This window comes from Sphingomonas populi, from assembly GCF_004208535.1.
Taxonomy (GTDB): domain Bacteria; phylum Pseudomonadota; class Alphaproteobacteria; order Sphingomonadales; family Sphingomonadaceae; genus Sphingomonas; species Sphingomonas populi.
The window spans coordinates 1-22,455 of sequence record NZ_SGIS01000037.1 but is presented as its reverse complement, the minus strand read 5'-3'; the positions used below and the strand labels follow the sequence as shown (position 1 = coordinate 22,455).

General features: G+C 64.3%; 21 protein-coding genes. 8 read left to right on the top strand and 13 right to left on the bottom strand.

The window, feature by feature from the left end:
• Positions 1-12: 12 nt before the first annotated feature.
• Genes EWE75_RS19260 through EWE75_RS19250 form a run of 3 tightly spaced genes read right to left on the bottom strand, consistent with a single transcriptional unit; the run spans position 13 to position 1,291 of the window.
• The gene (locus EWE75_RS19260; protein ID WP_231708454.1) at positions 13-591 is read right to left on the bottom strand and encodes an RNA polymerase sigma factor; all 579 of its coding nucleotides are present in this window, start codon (positions 589-591) and stop codon (positions 13-15) included.
• Positions 588-1,028 carry a periplasmic heavy metal sensor gene (locus EWE75_RS19255; protein ID WP_130159733.1) on the bottom strand — a complete coding sequence of 147 codons (441 nt, stop codon included), beginning with the start codon at positions 1,026-1,028 and terminating at the stop codon, positions 588-590. Before EWE75_RS19255 ends, EWE75_RS19260 begins: the two co-directional genes overlap by 4 nt.
• Positions 1,025-1,291, bottom strand: a complete 267-nt coding sequence (locus EWE75_RS19250) for a hypothetical protein (RefSeq protein WP_130159732.1) — start codon at positions 1,289-1,291, stop codon at positions 1,025-1,027. Before EWE75_RS19250 ends, EWE75_RS19255 begins: the two co-directional genes overlap by 4 nt.
• Before the next feature lie 127 nt (positions 1,292-1,418).
• Between EWE75_RS19250 and EWE75_RS19245 the strand changes: the two genes are divergently transcribed.
• Positions 1,419-1,790, top strand: a complete 372-nt coding sequence (locus EWE75_RS19245; protein WP_165388451.1) for a copper resistance protein CopC — start codon at positions 1,419-1,421, stop codon at positions 1,788-1,790.
• 129 nt (positions 1,791-1,919) lie between these two features.
• Here the strand turns inward: EWE75_RS19245 and EWE75_RS19240 are convergent, their stop codons facing one another.
• The 6 genes from EWE75_RS19240 to EWE75_RS19215 all read right to left on the bottom strand — a co-directional run bounded on the left by EWE75_RS19240 (position 1,920) and on the right by EWE75_RS19215 (position 11,474).
• On the bottom strand, positions 1,920-2,618 hold the full coding sequence (locus tag EWE75_RS19240; RefSeq protein WP_130159730.1) for a phosphatase PAP2 family protein: 699 nt from the start codon (positions 2,616-2,618) through the stop codon (positions 1,920-1,922).
• A complete protein-coding gene (locus tag EWE75_RS19235; protein ID WP_130159729.1) occupies positions 2,618-4,951 on the bottom strand; it encodes a TonB-dependent receptor in 2,334 nt (777 codons plus the stop codon). The genes EWE75_RS19240 and EWE75_RS19235 overlap by 1 nt, the downstream gene beginning before the upstream one ends.
• A gap of 112 nt (positions 4,952-5,063) precedes the next feature.
• Positions 5,064-6,050, bottom strand: a complete 987-nt coding sequence (locus EWE75_RS19230) for a beta-propeller fold lactonase family protein (RefSeq protein ID WP_130159728.1) — start codon at positions 6,048-6,050, stop codon at positions 5,064-5,066.
• A 26-nt stretch (positions 6,051-6,076) separates the two neighbouring features.
• Entirely contained in the window at positions 6,077-9,124 is a 3,048-nt protein-coding gene (locus EWE75_RS19225; RefSeq protein WP_130159727.1) for an efflux RND transporter permease subunit, read from the bottom strand.
• A complete protein-coding gene (locus EWE75_RS19220) occupies positions 9,124-10,152 on the bottom strand; it encodes an efflux RND transporter periplasmic adaptor subunit (RefSeq protein ID WP_130159726.1) in 1,029 nt (342 codons plus the stop codon). Before EWE75_RS19220 ends, EWE75_RS19225 begins: the two co-directional genes overlap by 1 nt.
• Complete coding sequence (locus EWE75_RS19215; RefSeq protein WP_427915799.1) at positions 10,149-11,474, bottom strand: TolC family protein; 1,326 nt, start codon at positions 11,472-11,474, stop codon at positions 10,149-10,151. The genes EWE75_RS19220 and EWE75_RS19215 overlap by 4 nt, the downstream gene beginning before the upstream one ends.
• 144 nt (positions 11,475-11,618) lie before the next feature.
• Here EWE75_RS19215 and EWE75_RS19210 point away from each other — a divergent pair, with 144 nt between their 5' ends.
• From EWE75_RS19210 to EWE75_RS19200, 3 genes are all read left to right on the top strand, one after another.
• Positions 11,619-12,299, top strand: a complete 681-nt coding sequence (locus EWE75_RS19210; RefSeq protein WP_130159724.1) for a winged helix-turn-helix domain-containing protein — start codon at positions 11,619-11,621, stop codon at positions 12,297-12,299.
• Complete coding sequence (locus EWE75_RS19205) at positions 12,296-13,696, top strand: sensor histidine kinase (protein WP_206364817.1); 1,401 nt, start codon at positions 12,296-12,298, stop codon at positions 13,694-13,696. The genes EWE75_RS19210 and EWE75_RS19205 overlap by 4 nt, the downstream gene beginning before the upstream one ends.
• Before the next feature lie 380 nt (positions 13,697-14,076).
• Positions 14,077-15,120 carry a glycosyltransferase family 2 protein gene (locus EWE75_RS19200; RefSeq protein WP_231708453.1) on the top strand — a complete coding sequence of 348 codons (1,044 nt, stop codon included), beginning with the start codon at positions 14,077-14,079 and terminating at the stop codon, positions 15,118-15,120.
• A gap of 55 nt (positions 15,121-15,175) precedes the next feature.
• Here EWE75_RS19200 and EWE75_RS19195 read toward each other — a convergent pair whose 3' ends face one another.
• Positions 15,176-15,886: a VIT1/CCC1 transporter family protein gene (locus EWE75_RS19195; protein ID WP_130159723.1), complete on the bottom strand. Its 711-nt coding sequence runs from the start codon at positions 15,884-15,886 to the stop codon at positions 15,176-15,178.
• A 140-nt stretch (positions 15,887-16,026) separates the two neighbouring features.
• Positions 16,027-16,152 carry an Arm DNA-binding domain-containing protein gene (locus EWE75_RS19190; RefSeq protein ID WP_130159722.1) on the bottom strand — a complete coding sequence of 42 codons (126 nt, stop codon included), beginning with the start codon at positions 16,150-16,152 and terminating at the stop codon, positions 16,027-16,029.
• 569 nt (positions 16,153-16,721) lie between these two features.
• Between EWE75_RS19190 and tnpC the strand changes: the two genes are divergently transcribed.
• Positions 16,722-18,074 carry an IS66 family transposase gene (gene tnpC / locus EWE75_RS19185; RefSeq protein WP_130159721.1) on the top strand — a complete coding sequence of 451 codons (1,353 nt, stop codon included), beginning with the start codon at positions 16,722-16,724 and terminating at the stop codon, positions 18,072-18,074.
• 235 nt (positions 18,075-18,309) lie between these two features.
• Here tnpC and EWE75_RS19180 read toward each other — a convergent pair whose 3' ends face one another.
• Positions 18,310-19,719, bottom strand: a complete 1,410-nt coding sequence (locus tag EWE75_RS19180) for an AraC family transcriptional regulator (protein WP_130159720.1) — start codon at positions 19,717-19,719, stop codon at positions 18,310-18,312.
• Between the two features lie 229 nt (positions 19,720-19,948).
• On the opposite strand from EWE75_RS19180, the gene EWE75_RS19175 reads away from it, so the two are divergent.
• The 3 genes from EWE75_RS19175 to EWE75_RS19165 are packed head-to-tail and all read left to right on the top strand — an operon-like array spanning position 19,949 to position 21,720.
• The gene (locus EWE75_RS19175; RefSeq protein WP_130159719.1) at positions 19,949-20,554 is read left to right on the top strand and encodes a hypothetical protein; all 606 of its coding nucleotides are present in this window, start codon (positions 19,949-19,951) and stop codon (positions 20,552-20,554) included.
• The gene (locus EWE75_RS19170; RefSeq protein WP_130159718.1) at positions 20,554-20,775 is read left to right on the top strand and encodes a helix-turn-helix domain-containing protein; all 222 of its coding nucleotides are present in this window, start codon (positions 20,554-20,556) and stop codon (positions 20,773-20,775) included. The genes EWE75_RS19175 and EWE75_RS19170 overlap by 1 nt, the downstream gene beginning before the upstream one ends.
• 48 nt (positions 20,776-20,823) lie before the next feature.
• Complete coding sequence (locus EWE75_RS19165; protein WP_165388450.1) at positions 20,824-21,720, top strand: aspartyl protease family protein; 897 nt, start codon at positions 20,824-20,826, stop codon at positions 21,718-21,720.
• Between the two features lie 256 nt (positions 21,721-21,976).
• Here EWE75_RS19165 and EWE75_RS25130 read toward each other — a convergent pair.
• A partial coding sequence (locus tag EWE75_RS25130; RefSeq protein WP_165388449.1) for a hypothetical protein occupies positions 21,977-22,455 on the bottom strand: 479 nt, incomplete at its 5' end.

The window sequence follows — 22,455 nt, the reverse complement described above, 5'->3', positions numbered from 1 at the left end:
CGGCGAACCGGATCACCCCTCGCCGAGCATGGCGACGAGTTGCACGCGCGCCCGGTAGAGCCGGGTCTCGACCGCCTTTTCGCTGATCTTCAGCGCCTCAGCCGTCTCCATCTGGCTCAATCCGTTCACCGTGCGGAGCAGCAGTGTCTCGCGCAGCCGCTCGGGCAAACGGGTGATCGCAGCCCAGACGCGCTCCAGGTCGATCCGCGCTCCGGCGACGATATCGGGCAGCGGCGCCTCGTCTGGCACGGCCTCCTCCTCCCGACCAACACCGAACCCAACGAGCCGGCGCAATGCGCGGCGGCGGTGCCAGTCTCGCGCCCGGTTGATCGCGATGCGCGCGAGCCACGGCCGGAGCGGGCGTGATTGATCGAAACGACCGAGGTGGCGCCACGCGGTCGCAAAGCAATCCTGCACCAGATCGAGCGCCTCATCCGCATCGCCGACATGGCCGCGGACGAGCCGGTAGAGCGGATCGCGGTGGCGGCGCATGATCTCCCGGAACGCAACCTGCCGCCCGGCAATGGCGCGAGCGACCAGCGCCCCGTCGTCCAATGCCGCAAGATCGTCACTTGCCGCGTCTGCGGTCACTGCGTCGGATCGGTAAGCTTGTCCGCGATGGCCGCATCGAAGCTCGCCGCCTGATCGGGCCGCAGCACCTGCCGCATCGCGAAGACGTGCGCCAGCGTCTCTCGCTGAAGTGCGCCCATTGCCATGTGCGACGCATTCACCGCCGCCGCGACGCGCGGGCCATATCCGTGCTCCGCCTTGATCGCCCGCGCCAGCCGAGCATTGTCGGCGCGCATTTCGGCCTCGCGCGCGTCGCGACGCGCGGCGTAGCGCACCTCAAGCACCTCGATCCGCGCCATCTGCGCGGCGTCCAGATTCATGCGGTCGTGGAGCAGCCGGTGCAACGCCACGCCGGACGTCGGCGCGCCCGGCCAGATGAGCCGGCCAACCGCCACGCCGCCGATCGCCGCGATGAAGGCCAGCACCGTCGTCAGAATGAGCCACAGGCTGCGGCTCATCCCAAGTCACCCAGCAACGTTGAAGGCGCCAACGCGGTGTTTACCAGCATGACCGACGATTCCACACCCCGCGCCGCCGGAAGAGCCGCGCCGGCGGCGCCCGTGATCGTCGCGACACATATCGCGATCAGCATCCCCCGCCGCGCCTGCCGGCTGGCGCGTGCCGTCGCATCGATCCGCGAGAACACAATGCCGTCGATCGCGGCCAGCCCTGGATGGACGGTCGATCCGGCAAGTGCGTCCAACGTGTCCTGTATGGTCATAGATATCTCCCACGCAACCATACGCACCATGCTGCTCGACCCCTTACGGATTTCGCGAGTGCGATAAGGGATGCGGCGGCGGCACGCGTATTGTGGGAACGAGCACCGGTCCAGCAAAGGAGATCACATGCGCCGCCTCATCGTCCCGTTCGTCGTCGCAGCCCTGATCTCCGCGCCCGCGTTGGCGCATGCCGATGTCGTCTCCACCGCCCCGGCCGCCAACGCGACGGTGGCGCCGATCAGCCGCATGGAAGTGAGGTTCTCCGAAAAGCTCGTCACGCAGTCCATCCGCGCGTCGCTGGACATGATCGAGATGCCGGGAATGAAGATGAACACGCCGATGAAAATGAAGATCGCGACCAGCGTCGGCGCGGATGGCATGACCCTCATCGTCACCACGGCCAAGCCGCTGCCCAAAGGTAGCTACGAGCTTACCTATCATATCGTATCAGCCGATCCGCACCGTGCCGACGGTGTTCTCGGCTTCAAGGTTCAGTGAGGTGGCATGAGCGCTGCCGTGGATGAAGGCGCTCACCGACGCGCTGGGAAATAGGGTGCGGTTCAAGCGGATGCCGGGCCATCGATCTTGCCTCGGCCATCATCAACTGCCGATGAATCCCCACACGCCCTAGCGCGATGCGATACCGGCGCTGAGCAGTTCCGACTGCGCCGCGCGGAATTGCGCAACGAACACGGATTTCGCCATCAGCCGCTCCGCGATCAATAGCCCGAGCATTTGTCCCGCACTCACATCGCTGCGAAAATGCTGCTCGCAAACGATACGGCTCTGGCCATAACGTGCGGCGCGGGCGAGCAACGCTGGCGCTTTTTCGGGCACCAGCCGCGCCAGGGTTTCCGCCATTGCGAAGGCCATCGACGTGTGGCCGCTCGGGTAGCTGGACAGTGGATCGTCGTTGCGTTTGCAACTCCTGAGCGTCGGGTCGATCGCATAGGGGCGGGCACGTTTGAACGCGTCCTTGCCGCGATCGACCGCCGCCTTCTCGCTTGCGCGGACGAGATCGAGCAGCCGCTTGGTTTGCGGCAGATTGGCGAGATCGAACCGTGGTCCCAACACCTCGGCGAAGATCGACCCGTTCTTGGTCTCGCCGTCGAGCCGCGCGGCCGCTTCGTCGGCGGACGTGCGGACCGCCTCGATCGCATGCAGTTCGGCGAGTTCGGCCCGCACCTGCGGGCTGTCGGGCGCCGGCGGTGGTGGTAGCACCAGCGCAGGATCGATGTCCTGCGCCGTCAGAAGCAGAGCGGGCTTGTCGCCGACGGGCACGGCGGCACCGAGCGCCGCCGCGACCAGAAAGCCCGCCCAGAGCATCAGAACCGCACCGTCACGTCACCGGTAAAGGCGCGGCCGGTAGCGTAAGTATACTGATCGTACGCAACCGACTTGCCGGTGTTGATGTTGGTGACCTGCCTGGAGTCGAACAGATTGTTGACCTCGATACCGAACTGGACCGGCCCGACCTCGTAACGGGCCGACAAGATCGTCGTATTGTAGCCCTTGCTCCGATAGAAATTATAGGTCGGCAGCGTCGTGGCAATGTTGCTGGTCGTCACCGCGCTGGGGTCGGTGAACCACTGCTGCCCGGTGTATTTGTCGATCAGCGAGAAGCGGATCGGACCACGTTTGTAGAGGATGCCGCCGGCTGCGGTGAATTCGGGTGCGTTGGCGACCTGCAGATGCGGCGCGCCGGGATTGTCGGTCTTGGCATAGTTGCGCGACCCGTTGGCGAAGACCGCTAGGCCGTGCGGCAGCGCATAGGTGATCTGCCCCTCGACGCCCTTGTACTGGACCGATCCCTGATTGACGAACACCGTACCGATCGTCGGATCGGGCGAGGCGAACGAGGCAAACTTGTTGCTGAAATCGATCTTGTAGACGTCCGCGTCGATCGAGAGGTTGCCGCCGTGATAGACCGCACCCGCCTGATAATTGGTCGAACGTTCCGGCGCGACCGTCGAAAAGCCAGGATGATCGACATGCAGGACGCTGAGCGCTGGAGCGAGGAACCCGCGCGCATATTGGAAATAGGCGGCGAACTTCTCGTTCAGCGCGTAGTTGACCGTCGCGAACGGCAGGTTGGCCTGATAGTCGCTGCTCGTGCGCTGCGCATAGCGCGTCGTCTGGTTGTAGTTCGCATCGATCTTGCGGTTGAAATCGACGTGCTTGAAGCCGGGCGTGATCGTCATCCCCGGCAGCGGCCGCAGTTCGAGTTCGACGAATTCTTCAGTGTGATTGGTATGCGAGTTCTGATCGAACTTGATGTTGCGCGGCGTCGCTTCGCCCGTGACGGGATTCTTCACCGCCTTTTCGAGATAATTGGGCGCGCCGGTGACGAGATCGACATCGCGCTGCTGACGGTAGGTGTCCGACCATTCGAGCCACGCGCCTGCCGTGATCGCGCCGAAGCCGAAGTCGATCCGCGTCTTGGCGATATCGCCATACATCCGGTATTTGTTGGTCTTGGTATAGCCCGGCACGCCGAAGCTGGTCGTGCCGCCCTGCGTCAGCGTGACGACGTTGGCCTTGGTCACCGCCGCCGCGATCTGCGCTGCGGTGGTCGCGGTCGGCGTTGCGGTGCCGTAGATGGTGACGTCGTTGCCGCTCAGCGTCTCGTTGTCGTAGCTGTAGGTATAAGCGCGGTTCTCGAAGGTCGAGTTGGGCGCGATATTCGCCTCGAATTTGACGATCTCGAAATCCGTCGTCTTGTGGGTGTGATTGTACTTGTAGTAATTTTGCGTGTTCGGATCGTTGTTGAGGCTGAAATACTTGCCGTACAGCGCCGACTGGCCAAGCGTGACGCCGTCCTTGTCAGGCTGGTTGAAGTCGTTCTCGTTATAGGTGCCGAGGATGGTCAGCTTCGCGTCCGGGCCGATCGGGATCATGATCTTGCCGAACACGTTGTTGGAATCGAACGGGCTGTAGGTGCGCGCGCCCGAAGAATGGATGTGCTGTCCGCTCAGCACGATCTCCGCGCCGCCCAGCGCCTTGATCGCGCCACTCTGCACGAGGCCGCGCAGCAGATAGGTGTCGAAGCTGCCGTAGCTGCCCTTGAGTTCGACGCTCGGGTCTTCGCGGGTGGCGCGGCTGAACAGGTTGATATTGCCGCCGAACGTCGCCTGGCCGAGCTGGCTGGCGTTGCCTGGGCCACGATCGACGATCAGCGTCTCGATCGTGTTCGACGGGAAGAAGGTGTTCGAATGGTGGGTCGGATCGTTGGTGTCGCCGAAGGGAACGCCATCATAGGTGACGTTGTATTCGCCGTCCTGGAAGCCACGGATCTGCGCCTTGCTCTCCGACAGGCCATTGCCGTTGGCGTTGCCGTAACCCGACACGCTTGGGCTGATCAGCGCGATCTGGTTGAAGTCCGAGGTCGCCGGCAGCGAATCCTCGATGAACGAGCGCGAGATGATCGACTGCGGCTGCGTCGTCTTGAGCGAGGCGGTGACCGGCGCGATCTCGTTCGCCCTGGTGGCGGTGACGACGATGTCCGAACCCTCGGCAATGCCGGTCTGGTCGGTCTTGTCGGCATCGCTCGCCGCCGGCGCCGGCGCGGTTTCGGCGAAAGCCGGTCCCGCCAGCATCGCCACGAGGACGCACGCGCCCGCACCCAGCAAGCGCGTGCGCGCCCGGATCGAAATGGTCATGTCTTGAAAGTCCCCGCTCTTGATAGGCCGGCGGGTAAGGAGACTGCGTGACGGTTTGATTGCAGACGTGTTGCGGTTTCGATGATTGGCACGAATCAACCTGAGTGGGTCGTCAGGCGGGATCGACAACAAGAATGCGGAACGTGCCGGGAACGGGGGCAGGTTTGCCGCCGTTCGGGTTCGGCGTGAGATCGGCGACGGGCAAATAGACTTTGCCGGTCGCCGGGTCGCAGGCGCCGGTGCGCGCGCCCTTGGCGGTGCGGATCGTCTTCAGCAAGGTCACGCCGCTCGGGCGGTCCTCGAGTACGGCGAGCGTGCCGGTGTCGCCCGAGGGGATGTACAGACGGCCGCGCGCGGGGTCGCCGATCACCGCATCGGGGCCGGCGCCGATCGTGATCAACCCGGTGACCTTGCGCGTGGCGGGATCGAGCAGCGTCGCCACGCCGTCACACGACGAGACGATCCGCTTCGCCCTCGGCGCATACGCCATGCCGGTCGGCCCCTTGCAGCCGGGCAGCGGCACTCTCGCGAGGATTTTCGCCTTGGCGAGATCGACGATCGTCACGTCGTCATCATCCTCGTTGTTGACGTAAAGCAGCCCGCGCGGATCGATCGCCGCATACTCGAGGCCCGGTCGCAGCGTGATCGTCGCGGTGACCTTCGCGGTGATCGGATCGATCGCCATGATCGTGCCGGACCTCGCGTTCATCACGATCGCGCGCTTGAGCGCCGCGTCCCAGATCGCCGCGTCCGGCTTCTGCCCGGCGGGGATCGTCGCGCGCACCGTGCCCGTCACGGTGTCGATCAAGTCAGCCGTGGCGGTATCGCCGTTGGTGACGAGCAATTGCTTCAGATGCGGAATCGGCAGCACGGCATGCGCGTGATGCGCTGGGGCGAAGGACGTCACGCGGGTCGGATGGGCGAGGTCCACCACGCCGATACTGTTGCCGTGCGCGATGAACAGGCGATTGGTCTCGGGGTCGACCTGCGCATAGTCCCAGCCGCCGTCCGGCCCCGGGATCACTGCGGTAACGTCGGCGGCGGCTGCCGGGAGGGCGGCGCAGGCGAGCAGGGCGGCGGCAAGCGGATGCGATGTCATCGAACGGCTTCCTTTGGTGCGGAGGTTCACAGGTGCGGGGCGGTTGGCGCGGGCTGATCTTCGCGCGGCAAGGTCAGACGGACGAGCACCGGCATCGCGATCAACACGAGCGGATATTGCAGGAGCAACCCGGCGATGATCGCGATCGCCAGTGGCTGCTGGATGCCCGCCCCCTGCCCGATCGCCAGTGCGAGCGGCAGCAGCGTGAGGATCGCCGCCGATGTCGTCATGGTGATCGGCCGCAGCCGGTTGCGGCTCGCTTCGCGCACGGCCTCACGCGGACTCATGCGATGCGACAGGTCCTCCAACTCGGACATGTAGAAGATCGCCATCTCGGTGCTGATGCCGATAATCATCGTCATGCCCATCAGCGCGGTGATGTTGAGTTCTACGCCGGTCAGCCACAGCGCGGTGAACACGGCGGTGGTCGATAGCAAGGAACAGGCGATGATGATCGTCGGCCGCCAGAATTGGCGGTACAACACCAGCAACAGCACGAACTCGGCGACCAGCGCCGCACCGAACACCTTGGTCAGCCCGGCGAAAGCGATCTGCTGCTGTGCGTAAAGGCCGCCCAGTTCGTAACGGATGCCGGGGCCGAGCGTGCCGGGGGTGTCGAGATACGCCTTGACGTCCGCCACCGCCGCGCCAAGCCCCCGCCCCTCGATGCGGCCGGTGACGGCGACCATCGGTTCCAGATTCTCGCGCGAGATTTGCGGCTGGCCCGATTGCGGGGTGATGTCGGCGACGCGGTCGAGCGGAAAGACATGACCGTCGGCCGCGCGGATCGGCAGCTTCGCCAGTTCGGCTTGCGTGATCGTCATCATGTTGGGCAGGCGCACCCGCACGTCAACGATCTTGGTCGGTTGCGGCACGGAGGTCGCGACCACGCCCGTCAGTGCGGTGTTGAGCGCCGCCTCGACATCGGCGGGCGCGACGCCCTCGACCGCTGCGCGGATCGGATCGACATGCACATTGATCGCGTCGCCGGCGAGTTGCACGCCGCTCTTCACCTCGACCACGCCGTCGATCTTGCCGATTGCCGCCGCGACCTTCTCCGCCTGCGGGCCGAGCAGAGCATTGTCGGAGGCGTAGAGTTTGATCTCGATCGGCTGTGGCACAGCCGTGAGATCGCCGATCAGATCCTCCATCAACTGCGCGAGTTCGACCCGCACACCGGGCACCCGCTGCTCGACCAGCGCGCGCGTGTCCGACATGATCGCTTCCGTCGGCTTGGCGCGGCCGGGTTTGAGCTTGACGAAATAGTCGCCGTGATAGCTCTGGCCGAGATCGCCGCCGAGGCCGGTGCCCAGCCTGCGCGAGAATGTCGCGACATCCGGGTTGGCGTGCAGCAGCGCGTCGATCTGGCCGACCTCGCGGCTGCTCTCGTCGAGCGAGGTGCCGGGCGGGGTGTAATAATCCATCACGAAGCCGCCTTCGTCGACCTTCGGCATGAACCCGCTCGGCACGTTCGCATAGCCGAGATAGCCGATCACCAGCAGCGGCATGAGCAGCACCGCCAGCAGCCACGGCCGCCGGATCAATCCGTCGAGCGCGCCGTCATGCCGTCGCGCGAGCCAGCCTTCGCCGGCCGCACCGGGATCGCGCCAGGTATCGAAATTCACCAGCCGCCGCGTCAGTACCGGCACGACGAACGCGGTCATCGCCCAGGATATCGCCAGCGCCGTCGCCATCGTCACCGACAGCGCCTTGGAGAAAGCGCCGGTCACGCCGCTGAGGAAGGAGAGCGGCAGGAACACGATCAGCGTCGCGAGGCTCGATCCGGTCAGCGGCGCCATGAACTCGTGCGCGGCGGGCAGCACCGCCGCCGCCCCGCCCGCCTGACCGGCGCGGCGGGCGATATGTTCGACCATCACGATCACATCGTCGATCAGCAGCCCGACTGCCGCGGCGATGCCACCCAATGTCATGATGTTGAAGCTCATCCCCAACAGGCTCAACACCAGCACCGTGGCGGCGAGCGTGGCGGGCACGATGATGACGGCCACCAACGTGACGCGCCAACTCCGCAGGAAAAACAGCAGCACCGCCGCCGCCAGCACCAGCCCTATCAGCACCGCATCGCGCACGCTGTCGACCGACTGGGTGACAAGCTCGCTCTGGTCATACCAGGTGACTATCCGCACACCGGGCGGAAGCCTGAAGCCGGCGAGCGCGGCGGCGACCTGCCTGGAAATCTGCACGGCGTTGCCGTCCGGCTGTTCGTAAATCTGGAACAATACAGCCGGCTTGCCGTCCTCGACGATGCGCAGATAGTGCGGGACCACACCGTCCTGCACCGTGGCGAGATCGCGCACGCGGACGATGCCGGCGGGATCGGCGCGCACAACGATGTCGCCGATCTGCGCGGCGTTCACCGTGCTGCGGTCGGCGATCACCAGCGACAGCCGCCCGCGATCCTGCACCTGGCCGACCGCGCTCAGCACGTTGCCGTTCTTGATGGCGGCGGCGAGGTCGCTCATCGCCAGACCGTAACTGGCAAGGCGATTGGGATCGGCGAGAACCTCGATCTCCTGCGTCTCGCCGCCCTGCACCGCGACACGCGAGAGGCCGGAGATCGACGAGAGCAGCGGGGTGATCTGATACCGGGCGAGATCCTGTAGCGCGGCCGGCGACACGGTGTCCGATTCGAGCGCATAGGCGATGATCGGGAAGACCGTCGGGTCCATCCGCCGCACGGTGTAGCTGGTGCCCGCCGGCAGGCTGGTGAGCGCGCGCGCGATCGCGCTATCGACCAGCAACGTGCTCGCCACCATGTCGCGGCCCCAGCCGAAATCGATCGAAATTTGCGCAGAACCGCGCGTCGTCTCGGAGCGCACGTCCTCCACGCCGGGGATCGCGCGGACCGCTTCTTCGACCGGGCGTGTCGCCAGAAGCGCGGTCTGGTCGGCGGGGCGGCTGCCAGCGTCGAGATCGACGACGACGCGGGGGAAAGCAGCCTGCGGGAACAGACCGACCGGCAGCGACAGCGCGGCGACCATGCCGGCCAGCGCCACCGCCAACGCGATGACGACAAACGCGCGGGACTGGCGCCCGAGCAGCCGCTCGAACATCAGCGGCCAGCCCAACGCACGGCGGCGCCGTCGTCGACCTGAAAAGCACCATCGACGATCACCCGAACGCGCGGATCGAGCGCGCCCGCGATGACATCCGTGGTTTCGCCGGACAGCAGCAGTTTGACCGGCACGCTATGAGCCTTGCCGCCGACGATTTGGAAAATATGCGCCGGCCCGTTCGCGGTGACGACCGCCCGATGCGGCACCAGCCAGCCAGCGACCTCCGCAACCGCGATGTCACCGCGCAGCGCCTCGTTGGTGAGCAGCGCGCCGGCTGGAAAGGCGAGATCGACATCGACGAGCCGGGTCTTGGGGTTGAGCAGGCTGTCAACGCGGATCACATGACCGGCGATCGCCGCGCCTCCACTCAGCCGCACGATCCGCGCAGCCTGACCGATGCGGACGCGCGCGCTGTCGGCCGGATCGACCCCGACGGTGGCGACGATGCCGCCGCTGCGCGCGACGGTGACCAGCGGCGCACCGGGCTGGGTGCGGTCGCCTTGCGCCACCGGCACGGCGGTGACGATCCCGTCGAACGGCGCGGTGAGCGTCCGCTCCGGCTGGCCGGCACCCTGCCGACGCAAAGCCGCGAGCGATGCCTGCGCATCGGCGACGGCTTTCTCCGCCTGAACGAGCTGGTCGCGCGTCGCGAGCTGTTGTGTGAGCAATTGCGCGGTCGAGGCGCGCTGCTTCCGGGCGGCGGCGAGCGCCGTGTCGGCTTGCTGAAACGCGCTGACCGCCGATGGATCGGTGGCAAACACCACCAGCGCCTGGCCAGCGCGGACGCTCGCGCCCGGCGTCACCGCCAGTCGCGAGACCTGCCCGGCTTGCGCGGTGCTGAGCGTCTGCGTGCCATTGGTCGCGGGCGTGGCGCTGCCATAGGCCGTGACATAGTCCGGCGCGCTGCCGCGTTTCGCCTGCGTCAGCGATACCAGAACGCTTGGCGTCGATGTGGCGTCGGGCGCAGGCGTGCCGCCGCACGCGGCGAGCAGCGCGAGCGGCACGATGGCGAGGAATCGCCTCACTTGACCGCTCCCGGCAGCGTATCGACCGCAGGCAGCCCCGCGCCGATCAGCGTCAGCAACGCCACCTGCCGATCGAGCAGCGCGCGCTCCATCGTCATGACCTCTTGTTCCTTGGCGAAGCGATTGGTGACGAGATCGACGTAGCTGCGCTCGTCGAGGTTGGACGCGCCGAACGCGCCGGCGGCGCGCTGCGCGGCGAGGCGCGCGGCCGGCAGATCGCGCCGCACGACGGTGAGTTGTGCTTGCAACTGCTCCATCTCGGCGAGGGTCGCGCCGACCTGGCCGGTCGCAGTGGCAAGCCGCGCGGCGTACTCCGCATGAAGTTGCGCCCGGGTCGCCGTCGCGATGGCGATGTTACCCTGATTGCGATCGAAGATCGGCAGGCCGACGGTGACATTCGGGCCGCCGTTGATGACCTTGCTGTTGTCGCTGCTACCCGCCCCGCCAAGGACGAGATCGGGGAATTGCGACAGGATCGCGACGCGCAATGTGGCATCCTGCGACGCATACCCCAGCCGCAGCGCGAGCAGGTCCGGCCGGCGATCCGCCAGCGTGTCGAGGCTCGCGCGGATCGCAGTCATGTCGAGCGGCGGCAGGTCGATCACGGTGGCGAGCGGCACCACCGCGTCCGGCGTCAGGCCGAGCAATGCGTTCAACTGGTGCCGCAACGAAAGCTGACGCTGATCGAGCGCCTGCACCGAAGCCCGCGCGGCCTGCAGCGCCACCTGCGTCGGCGCCGCCGTCACCAGCGTGGCGTTGCCCGCCGCCAGCGCCTGCTGCAGCACGGTGCTGCGACGCTGGAGGAGATCGAACGCCTCCATCAGCAGCGGCCGACTGCGCTCGCCCGCGATCAGATCGACCGCGAGCTGGCGCGCCTGTCCCGCAACCTGCCATTCCTGCCACAGCACATCTGCGTAAACCTGCCGCGCGGCATATTCGGCCGCACGGCGCTTCGCGCGATAGGTGACGAGCGCCTTGATGTCCTGGGAGATGCCGATGCTCCATGCCGGCACCGTCCCGATCCCCGACAGCAGCGGCAGGACCGCGCCGTTCAACATGGGGTTGGGCAGAATGCCCGACTGGAGCAGTTGCGCGTCGGCGAGGCCATGTCTGGCCCGAACGGCACGCACATCGGGATCGCGCTCCAGCGCGAGCGCAGTGACCTGCGCCAGGCCAAGCGGCGTCTCCGGCAGCACCGTCAGCGCAGGTGCGAGCGGCGGCACACGATCGAGCGGCAGCGGCGTGTACGGCGCGCAACCCGGCGCCGCCACGAAGGCGATGGCAAGCGCGGCGCAACAAAGGGTCTTCGACGATCGATGCAACCGTGGCTCCTGCGTGAACGCTCGGTTCCCCGTGGCTCCTAGCTTCACGTAGCCTCGGCCCAACATTGGAAATTGCCAACGTGGCTGGCAGGCCGGGCCGCCAACCTCTATTGCGGTCACCGGGGACCGGAGCGCCGCACGACGATGAGGCTTTTGCTGCTTGAGGACGACGAGGCGACGCGAACCTATGTCGCGCGCGCGCTCACGGGCGCCGGCCATGTCGTCGATACGTGCGAAACCGGCACCGAAGCCACCGTGTCGGCGTCGAAGACCGAATACGCTGTGCTGATCTTCGATCGTATGGTGGCGGGTATCGATGGCCTCTCCGCGCTGCGCGAACTCCGCGCCGCCGGTGTCTCGACCCCGGCGATCCTGCTCACCGCGATGGACGGCGTGAGCGACCGGGTCGAAGGTCTGAATGGCGGCGCCGACGACTATCTCGTCAAGCCGTTCGCCGCCACCGAACTGATCGCGCGGGTGGCCGCGCTCGCCCGCCGCCCGGCCTCGATCGAAACGGTGACGACGTTGCGCGTCGCCGACCTCGAGATGGACCTGATCCGCCGTACCGTCACACGCGGGGGCCGCCGCATCGATTTGCAGGCGCAGGAGGCGAAGCTCCTCGAATATCTGATGCGGCACAAGGGCGAGATCGTCACCCGCACGATGATGCTGGAGACCGTCTGGTCGCTCCATTTCGACCCGCAAACCAACCTCATCGAAAGCCATATGAGCCGGCTTCGCGCGAAGATCGAACGCGGCGCGGACGTTCCGCTGATCCACACCGTTCGCGGCGCCGGGTATCGGATCGAAGCGCCAGCGGTGTGAGGCCAGCGGCATCGTTCAACAGCGGCGCGTTCCGCTTCGCGTTGATGATTGCGGCGCTGTTCGCGCTCGGATCGGTCGCGCTTCTGTTCGTCGTCGAACGCACGATCCGCAGCTATGCCGACGAGGCGACCGCCATCGGGCTCAAGTCCGAACTGGCAACGCTCGCCCACGCGCTGCCCGACACGGGCATGGCCGGGCTGGTCGACACGATTTCGCATCGGCAATCGACCGACTATGAGCAGCCGTTTCAGTATCTGCTCGTCGATGCGCGCGGGAAACGGCTTGCGGGCAACCTTCCGGCAAACGCCGCGCGGCTCGGCTGGGGGCAGTTGCAGTTCGCGGACGATCCGGGCGGGACTGGAGCGGCGGGCGGCGCCGAAACCTTCCAGAGCCTGGGAACACGGCTCGGCAACGGTGCGATCCTCGTCGTCGCGACCGACACGTTCGATGTCCAGAAGCTGCGCCAGCGGGTCGATGCCTTTACGATCTGGTCGGGCATCGGCATCACCATCATCGCGCTGATCGGCGGCTATGTCATCGGCAACCTTTTCCTGCGCCGTCTGGAACGGGTCAACGAAGCGGTCGCGCGGATTATGGCCGGCAGCCTGTCCGAACGCTTGCCGAGGATCGGCATGAGCCCGGAGTTCGACCATCTCTCGAAGAACCTCAACCTGATGCTCGACCGGATCGGCGAACTCATGGAAGGGCTGCGACAGGTCTCGACCGACATCGCCCATGATTTGCGGACACCGTTGACGCGGTTACGGCACCAACTGGAAGGGCTGCGAGACTATGATTCCCTCGACGCCTATCGAAACGGCGTCGCGGCCGCCCTGGATCAGACCGACGACATTCTCGCGATTTTTCGTGCCCTGCTGCGGATCGGCTCGATCGAAGGCGGCGCCGGACGGCAGTTGCTTGGCCCGATCGACCTTTCGGAAATCGCCGAGCGGGTCGCAAACCTCTATCGCCCGCTCGCGGAAGATCAGGGCAAGGCGTTCATCGTGCGTATCGAACCCGGCGTTGTCGTGGTCGGCGACGCAGAATTGATCGCGCAGGTTTTCGCGAACTTGCTCGACAACGCGCTCAAATACACACCGATCGGCGCGATCATCACGGTTTCCGTCGATGAGGCTGACAGGCTCCCCACTGCGATCATCGCTGACAATGGGCCTGGTGTCCCCGCGCTTGAACGCGACAAGATTTTACGCCGCTTTTACCGTGTCGATACGAGCCGTGGCCTGCCTGGTGCCGGCCTCGGACTATCTCTCGTGGCGGCGATCGCACGCATGCATCAGGCCGATGTGCGGATTGGGGATAACAACCCCGGGTTACACGTCCAATTGACGTTTCAGAAAGATGTGGACCTTTCCCGTAAGCGCGATGTGGAGTTTTGAAGGATGTACCGGGGTATTCCGGGTCCGCGATCGATAGCAAGCTTCATGGCTGCGATGGGGTGAAGATCAAGATCGAGGCAGCGGTGATCGACGGCAATTTCCCGCTTGCGGATCGTTCCGCGAAAGACGAAACGTGGGCATAAGCACTGGAGGCGGGGGCCGGCAGTGCCTGATCGAAACGTTCGGTAACGGCGAATGCGTTGGCGTTGATGCTCTCCAGCGGGTCGTCATGTGCGCGCGCCCGCACCTCGACGATATTGTCTTGCCGATCGCGGGGCAGTGCTTGCGGCGGGGTATCACCTCAGTGGCTTGACGCGCATAATCCTGCGGCTGCGCTCCTGTGGAAAATGGTCGCAATGTAGTGCGTAGGACGAACTGCGGTGGCGTCGCTTGACGGCGTCTTAGGAGCAGCCAGGGGGGGCGAGCCAGCGATGCACACTTCAAGTCTCGATCCGTGTCAACAATCCCTTCCGCGAAATAGGCTCGCCGATTTTCTCCCCCAGTCCGCAGCCGTTGCTCCCAAAGCCGCCATTGCACCGCCGCCCTTGATCACGCTGGTGCTGCCGTTCTTCAACGAGGCAGGCTATATCGAACGCACCATCGCCAGCCTTGCGCGCCAAAACGACCGGAGATTTGCGCTCCGTCTTGTCGATAATGCCTCGACTGACGACAGCGTCGCCCGTGCAGAAGCCGCCTGCGCGCAGCTTGTCGATGTCGAGGTTCGCTTCATGTCCGAAGCCACACCCGGCAAAATCCATGCTTTGGTGACGGGACTGGCGGACATCGAAACGCCCTTCCTTGCCACACTCGACGCCGATACCCTCTACCCCCCCGAGTATATCGGCACCTGCATCGCGCTGTTCCACGCGAACCCCGGGGCGGCGGCGGTCATGGCGATCGGCCTGTGCTGCACGCTTGGCCCGGCAGCGCGGCGGCGCGCGATCTGGCTCACGCGGCTGCGCTCGACGCTATTCCGATCCAAATGCCACAGCGGTGCCTACGCGCAATCGTTCCGAACCGCCGCTTACAAGGGGGCCGGTGGATACGATCTTTCGCTATGGGATTATGTTCTGGAAGATCACGAGATCGTCCACCGCATCAGCCGGTTCGGGCACCTCGTCTATGATACCGGCCATTCCTGCACCACGTCGGACCGCCGCACGGACCGCACGACGGTCAGTTGGTCGGTCGGCGAACGACTGCTGTATGCGGTGATACCGATTTCGATGATGCACTGGTACTTCGATGTATTCCTGCGCAATCGCTTCCAGCGCCGGGAATTGTTCAACCTGAATTTGCGCACGCTCGCGCCACGTCCCGCTCATGGTATGGAGGGCGACGTTGCAGCCTTCTGCACGACGCCGCAATACGGGAAGCCGGCCTCGGCGCCGAGCCCCAACACTACGGAACCGACAACGCACTGAGCGTAGAGCGGCCCCGGACGGTGACACGCGATCGCTGAAGCGGCGACGCGAGCGTCTATCCAAGCGTTGCGTGAAACAGATGGCCGGCCGCTGCGGTTATCGCCATCGCCACCGACCCCCACAGCACGACCCGCAGAACGCCAGGCGGAACCGATGCACCACCCGCCCGCGCACCAACGGCCCCCAAGGCTGCCAAGCTCAAGACGGCGACGATCGCTATCGCCCAAACAACCGTTGCCACAGGCGCCAGCACCGCAGCGGCAAGCGGTGGCAGGCCGCCTGCCAAAAACGACGCGGCCGATGCAATGGCTGCCTGGAGCGGGTTTGCCGTCGATGTGTCGGTGATGCCGAGTTCGTCGCGCGTGTGCGCCTCCAGCGCGTCATGCGCGGTCAGCGCCTCTACGACTTCGATGGCAAGCGCTTTTGGCAGGCCGCGATTGATGTAAATGCCGGTAAGCTCGCGCTTCTCGTGTTCGGGGTCGTCGCGCAACTCCAGACGCTCGCGCGCGATATCCGCTTTCTCGGAGTCAGCCTGTGAACTGACCGAGATAAACTCGCCCGCCGCCATCGACATCGCACCCGCGACGATCCCGGCGACACCGGTCAAGACGATCTGCGAAGACCCGGCTGCCGCAGCGGCGACGCCGACCATCAGGCTCGATGTCGAAAGAAGCCCGTCGTTCGCGCCGAGCACGGCAGCCCTCAGCCAGCCGATCCGCGTGACGAAATGCGCTTCGCGATGCGGCAGGTTGACGGGTCGATGCATCGCAAGCTCGCTCCTTCCAAATAGCATCTCGGATGTCCGATCGTGACGACAGTCAGATCATACATTGAAGTGTTCGATCCCGTACCACGACCGCATGATAGAGCGGCCAAAGGTGAGAGCCTTTCCTTGCCGCCAAAATCCTACGTGTAGCGCCAGGATTTCGTGCCGCTGGCGGCAACATGCAGATAGAAGCCGTGTCGGTCGGAAGGCTTGTACGGTTTGCCGCGCAGCAAAGCCGCGTTGATCGCTGCAAAGGAGAGAGGCATCGATACTCCGTTTTCGGATCTCGATACCCCGCCAAATGCCCCTGATTCGCGGGAAGCCATGATCGGGAGGGATGGTGGGCCCGGCAGCTACCGGATCGAGCGTGTTAAGTAATAGAAAAAGCTGAGTTTTTTTATCAGCGATTTCTGGCGATACCCCGAACGATACCCCGAAACCTCGAAGGTACTGATCAGGAGGGTCTTTTCCAACGAACCGACCCATACGCCACCCTCCCCCTTCCCTCCTTCCGTCGGAATACGTGGCATTTTCTGCATAACCGAGGGTGATCTCGTTGGACAGGCTCTGACGCGGCGAGCCTCGACTGGGTCGACCTCGTAGAACGGGGGTAGTCTAACCGGGCAGAAAATCCGCAGGGATCTCAGCCCCTCACCGATGCACGCGCTTAAACTTCTAGCCCGCGTCCCGTGTCGAAGGATACCATTTAGCATGCCTGGGAAAAGAGTGGATCTGATCGACAGGCATCGGCGCCTCGTGGGACATTCCAGGTAACTGCTCAGGTGGTTGGCCAAAGGGGCTTGTGCGGAGCGGCGGTGGGTGATTCAAGCTTCGGATGGCGCCACCCCCGCTTCATGTTCTGACGGAAGCCGAGAAGAACGAACTACTGCTTGCGCAGCACGAGATGATCGAGCGGATGGCGGCGCGGATTTCCGAGCTTGAGGCGCTGGTGGGCAGGCCGCGCAAGACGTCGAGCAATTCGCATATTCCGCCGTCGAAGGACGGGTTTGGCCGTGGCAAGGGGCGGCGCAAGGCGTCGGCAGGCAAGCGGCCACCACGGGAGGGGAAGTCGCGGCCTTTGGCGGATACGCCGGACAAGACCGAGCGCGTCATGGCCGATGCCTGCGGTCATTGCGGGACCGATGTGTCGGACGGGCTCCAGCGTTGCCGGCATCGCTACGACCATATCGATCTGCCGCCGATTGCGCCGATCGTGACCCGGGTGGAGCTTTTCGGTGGTCGCTGCCGGGGCTGCGGTCGACGCTACCGCGCGCAAGCGCCGGCAGGCATGCCGCCTGGCACGCCATTTGGCCCGGGTATCCGGTCGCTGCTGACCTATCTGCACCACAGCCATCATGTCAGCTTCGAGCGGCTGTCGCGGATCGCGGCCGAGCTGTTCGGGCTTGTCATTTCCGAGGGCGCCATTGCCAATATCTTCCGGCGCATGAGCCAGGACATGACCGCCGCCACCAAGGCGATCGGCGACAAGCTGCTCTCAGCCCGGATCATCGCTTCGGATGAGACGACGACCCGGACCAATGGCATCACCCAGTGGCAATGGGTGTTCATCTCGGACACGGCGGTCCTGCACAAGATCGCCCCACGCCGGGCCCGCAGCGTTGCCGAGGAGGTGCTCGGCGATCACCAGCCCGACGTGTGGGTGTCAGATCGCTATGCCGGGCAGCAGGAACTGGGCAAGGCGCATCAGGTCTGCCTCGCTCACGTGCTGCGCGACGTCCAATATGCCATCGACTGTGGTGACACGATCTTCGCCCCGAAAATCCGCGATCACCTCAGGTGGGCGATCCGGGTCGGCAAGCGACGACACCAGCTCAAACCCTCCACCCTAGCAAGCTACGCCGCCAGAGCTGACACGAAACTCTCTCAACTGATGCGCGCGCCGGTCGCCCATCCCGCCGGCAAGATCCTGCTCAGGCAGATCAAGGCCTGGAGGACGAAGTTCTTCGTGTTCCTCACCAACCGCGATGTGCCCGCCACCAACAACATCTCGGAACGCGAAATCCGACCCTCCGTCGTGTTCCGAAAGGTCACCAACGGCTTCCGGTCCGACTGGGGTGCCCAGATCCACGCCGGCTATCGTTCCGTCACCGGCACCGCGCGGCTCAGCGGCCAATCTGCTCTCGGCGCCATCCGCGACCTCGTCGACGGCACCTTCGCCGTCGCCTGAGCACCACACTCACCAACCACGTGAGCAGTTACCATTCCAGTCCTTCAAACCGGGTTTGCAGAACGACGGCTTCGGCCAGAACCGGTCATCCTTGGCAAAGCCAATGCCCGCCAGTGTCCGCAAAGATCGGCGGACTGCGGTCCGGGAAGTTTTGGGAACGCGATGGCTGTAATCATGCGACAGCCACCTTTCCCGAAATGCTATGAGAGTCGCATTTCGGGAAAGCGGCGCGAGATCAATTCTTGGGCCAAGACGTAGTAACATCTTGACAAAATGACAGTCTAGACTTTTCCGACATCGCAAGTCTGACCATCTTCTTTTGAAAGAGGCTGTATCGAGCGGGATCGGATACGATACTGGTGATGTTGGCATTAAAGTAGTCCGCTTCAGTGGCCGTGACGCCTCCGGGTACGAGATCAGGCGTGGGCGTACGCTGCGCGACGAAATTCGCCAGACGTAATTCGGTTGGGGTAGTGCCGGGATGGTCCCGCCAGAAAGCGACCATCATCCGGTTGGCCTCGTACTCGGCCTGCCACCGCTGCAAGGGGCGACGCGACACTTCCTGTACCCAATGACCAAGTTCGTGCGCTACGAGCAGATTATTGAAAACCTCGACATATTGGGCCCGACCCAAGAGGCCGAGCGTGCCAATTGCCGCGAAGCGGTCCATCGCTGCACGCGTGCTGGGATCGAGAATGTCGTAGGGTACTATCACGATCGCGCGTTCCTGCGGGTCGTATCGGGTAGCTCCCGGCGAAGCCGCCAGTTCGACAACCGGTTTAAACGGAGGCTTTCGACCGCAGGCGATGACCGCCGCGTAGAAGGTGAGGCGCTGGCAATAAAGCGGGAAATCCCGCGCTTCTTCGCCGCTGGTGGGTAGCCAATCACGGTAGAGGTACAGCGCGGCAGGCTCCAGATCGTCGGTGTTGCCGACGACACGTAGCATCGCGCAACGCCCGCCGGGGATAAGTCCGGCTTTGACGCCATCGCTGTTCGCCTCGATCTGTCGATCGCTGCCGACGCACAAATCCATGCGATATTCGGCCGGAGGCACCGTCCGCGGATCGGCATGAAAGACGTTGAACGTCGGATTAGTCTTGGGCGGCAGACCGGTCGCCTCGCGCCAGGCGATGAACCGCTGGATGGTCGCGCCGATCGTCGCCGGATCGCCGCGATGCTCCATGATCGCCACCGGCGTCGGAGCCACATCGCGGATTGTCACGTCATTGGGTGCGTAATTGGTCTGCATGAGCTTGCTCCTCGCGTTGCTGAGAGGCCCGAAGGCCGCAAGCCACGGTTCCCAATTGGGACCCTTCCTGAACGACGTAGGGGATTGTCCGAACCGTTGCCGAAAGGCGCGGGCGAAGGTATCCGGAGCGTCGTAGCCGGCATCCATCGCTATGTCGGTGACGCTCTGTGCGTCCCGATAGGCCAGCCGGTAGGATGCCGGCTTCATACGGGCCAACTGGACGTAGCGATGCACGGAAAGCCCGAAGGTCGCCGTGAATTGTCGGTGGAAGTGAAATTTTGAGAAGGCGGCGACGCCGCTTACCGCATCGAGGTCCAGATCATCGTCCAAATGCCGTTCGATGTGATCCAGCACCCGCTGCATGCGGGCATGGTAGTTGTGAAGCGCCGCCTTCATCGTCCTGTCCTCCGTAGCGTCGCCAGCTAGGCGATCCCGGTTATGACGCGCTCGACCGATCTTGCGGTTATCGCATAGCCGGCCTCGTCTTTCTCGACCAGGAACCGTGATTGAGGAGACTGCGGCTTCCCAAAAAGATGGACCTTCGGAGTACCCGAACTACTCTATATCAAAATTAGTTATTGTTTTGAGATAATTTATCCAGCATAGCCTGCCGTGCGGAGGCGGCATGATTCGGCATCAAGGCAAGGTGAGCGTTAGCGATAGTTCGGCACCAGGCGATAGGCTCGCGCGTCGGGGGCGGTTGTTCTTCGTCATTGCGTGCGCCGTCATGGCGCTGATGGCGGGGACCGCAGCGCTTCAGGTGCTCTTGCTGCTTTTCCGTGTCGGGGATCGCGCCGGCATGATGAATGGCGGCTTCTCCTTCATCGTCACAAAAGACGATCCGGCTGGCATACCCGCCGGCTTCGTTGCGATCTCCCGCTATACGATCTGGCAGTCCACACTGGCGGCCGGCCTGCTGACATTGCGCCTAGTTCCCGGTCTGGTGATCCTGTCCAGTCTGGTCGGCCTGTTCCGTCTTTATGCGAGACGTCTAATCTTCACGGTGAACAATGAAGTGCTGATGCGTCGGGTCGCATGGGCGCTTATTGCCTATGCCATCGTTCCGCTCATCACCCACGCCGCCCTGTATCTCGCTGGCATGAGCCCTGTCGCGGTCAAGTTGGAGCTCCGCCAGCTTGATGCGGCGGTTCTTGGCATTCTTCTATTCGCGTTCGTGAACGTCGTCGCTTTCGGCTCGGAGATCGAGCGCGACCGTGCCGGTTTCTTTTGATGGCGATCGTCATCCGGCTCGATGTGATGCTCGCAAAGCGGAAGATGCGGTCGAAAGACTTGGCGCGCGCGATCGGCGCTACCGAGGCCAACCTGTCGCTGTTCAAATCGGGCAAGGTCAAAGGGCTCCGGTTCGAGACGCTGGAAGCGATATGCCGGCATCTCGACTGCCAGCCGGGCGACCTTCTCGAATACGATCCCGATACCACGACCGACACCTGATCCAGCGGCGGTCCCGCCGCACTCTTACCCTTGATGATGGAGAAAACGATGCGTCCGATTACGGCGATTGCAGCCTCATGCCTGTTGCTTAGCACCTACGCCGGAGCAACCGTCCTGCTGACCCCGGCCGGGAACGGCCATCTGGTCGTCCCTGCCTTCGTCAATGGGAAAGGGACCGTTCCCTTTATCCTCGATACCGGAGCGGACGATTCCGGCGTCTATGACTGGTTCGCCAAGCAACAGCGTCTTCCAGCCGGCACGGCAATCAGCGTGACAGGAATGACCGGTGCCGCAATGATGGCCACCTATCATCTCAACAGCATTACCGTGGATGGCCGGACCATTCGCAATGTCGAGGTGACGGGCCTTCCCGATCGCAAGGATGCCGCGATCACTGCCGGCGTGACGGGCAATGACCTTATGGACGGTGCGATCGCGACGTTCGATTATCCGTGCCGCACGGCGACGCTCACCCCCAAGCCGGCATCCATGCGGAAGCTGGTTTCGTCCAAGGCCGTGATGGTCGACGGGGGATCCGTTCTCGACGGAACACAGCTCACCTTCCCCGTCACCATCAACGGCGTCACGGGAACGGCGATCCTCGACACGGGTTCGCGCGGCACGCAGATAAACGGGTTGTTCGCCCGATCGGCAGGCCTCAACGTGAACGGCCCCGACTTCGCCTCGGGCGAAACCCTGTATGGGGTGGCATTGCGCGCCACGGAGACGCGGGAGGGCAAGGTTGCGAAGGTGGCCTTTGCCGGCAACACGATCGAAGGGCTGACGGTGCGCGTCGCTGATCTGGCTGTCTTCAAAAGCTGGGGCTTGGATAACAAGCCGGCCATGATCTTCGGCATCAACGCGATGCGGGGATTGCGAGTGATCTACGATCATGAGGCGAAGCGGTTCTGGTTCGATCACTCTCGATGCAAGGTGCCAGCATGATCCAGCGCAAGGGTAGTGATCGAAGCGGCTGACGCCTTCCCGATTGAGAAGGACGATCGACGACGGGCGTTCTTGGAATCGATCGAGAAAAGAGAGCGGTGCGAGCTTCCCGAAATCCCGGGGCTGATGAGAATGGAAGCAGCGTAAGCGTCGGGCAGCCAAGCTTTTGGATCTCAAATCTTGTGCAGTGATGGGCCGCCGCATCGCCTTCATGCTGACATCCAAGACGGTGATCCGATGCAGAAAGTTCGGGCAATTACCCCTTGCCGGGACGCGGCTTCATCGAAAAGTAATCGCCGTCCACAGAGCCGTTCAGCCCGCAATATCCCGGCGTCCAACTCGCTTTACCCGCTGGTGCCTCGGCCTGGACCTTCAACGTTTGCCCGACCCGCGTCAGTCTGAGCGTAGAGCCGTCCTCTTCGGACGTGATCTCGAGCACGCCGCCGACCGGCCGGCCGATGCTTTGAATGTCGCAAACCCATCGCGCGGTGACCGGCTCGTTGGTGTTGATCCGGACTTCGAGCTTGCCACCGGGAACCGGCGCTATCGTCAGCCCCCCCGTCACATTGTCCCAACGCCCCGCCAGCCCCTCGCCGGACGGCACTGTAAGGCGGCGCAGGAAATCTGCCCTGCCTGCCAGAACATCCCCCAACAGTTCGGCGGAGTCGGTATAGCCATAGCCGAAAATGCGCTCGCGCGAGCTGAGCAGATAGCGTTGGTCATTCGCCAGCAGCG

Excerpts from the sequence above, each read along its gene's own strand:
- EWE75_RS19240 (WP_130159730.1), bottom strand. The coding sequence starts at position 2,618 with ATGCTCTGGGCGGGCTTTCTGGTCGCGGCGGCGCTCGGTGCCGCCGTG.
- EWE75_RS19175 (WP_130159719.1), top strand. The coding sequence starts at position 19,949 with ATGATTCGGCATCAAGGCAAGGTGAGCGTTAGCGATAGTTCGGCACCA.
- EWE75_RS19180 (WP_130159720.1), bottom strand. The coding sequence starts at position 19,719 with ATGAAGGCGGCGCTTCACAACTACCATGCCCGCATGCAGCGGGTGCTG.
- EWE75_RS19170 (WP_130159718.1), top strand. The coding sequence starts at position 20,554 with ATGGCGATCGTCATCCGGCTCGATGTGATGCTCGCAAAGCGGAAGATG.
- EWE75_RS19210 (WP_130159724.1), top strand. The coding sequence starts at position 11,619 with ATGAGGCTTTTGCTGCTTGAGGACGACGAGGCGACGCGAACCTATGTC.
- EWE75_RS19190 (WP_130159722.1), bottom strand. The coding sequence starts at position 16,152 with ATGCCTCTCTCCTTTGCAGCGATCAACGCGGCTTTGCTGCGCGGCAAA.
- EWE75_RS19165 (WP_165388450.1), top strand. The coding sequence starts at position 20,824 with ATGCGTCCGATTACGGCGATTGCAGCCTCATGCCTGTTGCTTAGCACC.
- EWE75_RS19230 (WP_130159728.1), bottom strand. The coding sequence starts at position 6,050 with ATGACATCGCATCCGCTTGCCGCCGCCCTGCTCGCCTGCGCCGCCCTC.
- tnpC (WP_130159721.1), top strand. The coding sequence starts at position 16,722 with ATGGCGCCACCCCCGCTTCATGTTCTGACGGAAGCCGAGAAGAACGAA.
- EWE75_RS19225 (WP_130159727.1), bottom strand. The coding sequence starts at position 9,124 with ATGTTCGAGCGGCTGCTCGGGCGCCAGTCCCGCGCGTTTGTCGTCATC.
- EWE75_RS19255 (WP_130159733.1), bottom strand. The coding sequence starts at position 1,028 with ATGAGCCGCAGCCTGTGGCTCATTCTGACGACGGTGCTGGCCTTCATC.
- EWE75_RS19245 (WP_165388451.1), top strand. The coding sequence starts at position 1,419 with ATGCGCCGCCTCATCGTCCCGTTCGTCGTCGCAGCCCTGATCTCCGCG.
- EWE75_RS19235 (WP_130159729.1), bottom strand. The coding sequence starts at position 4,951 with ATGACCATTTCGATCCGGGCGCGCACGCGCTTGCTGGGTGCGGGCGCG.
- EWE75_RS19250 (WP_130159732.1), bottom strand. The coding sequence starts at position 1,291 with ATGACCATACAGGACACGTTGGACGCACTTGCCGGATCGACCGTCCAT.
- EWE75_RS19195 (WP_130159723.1), bottom strand. The coding sequence starts at position 15,886 with ATGCATCGACCCGTCAACCTGCCGCATCGCGAAGCGCATTTCGTCACG.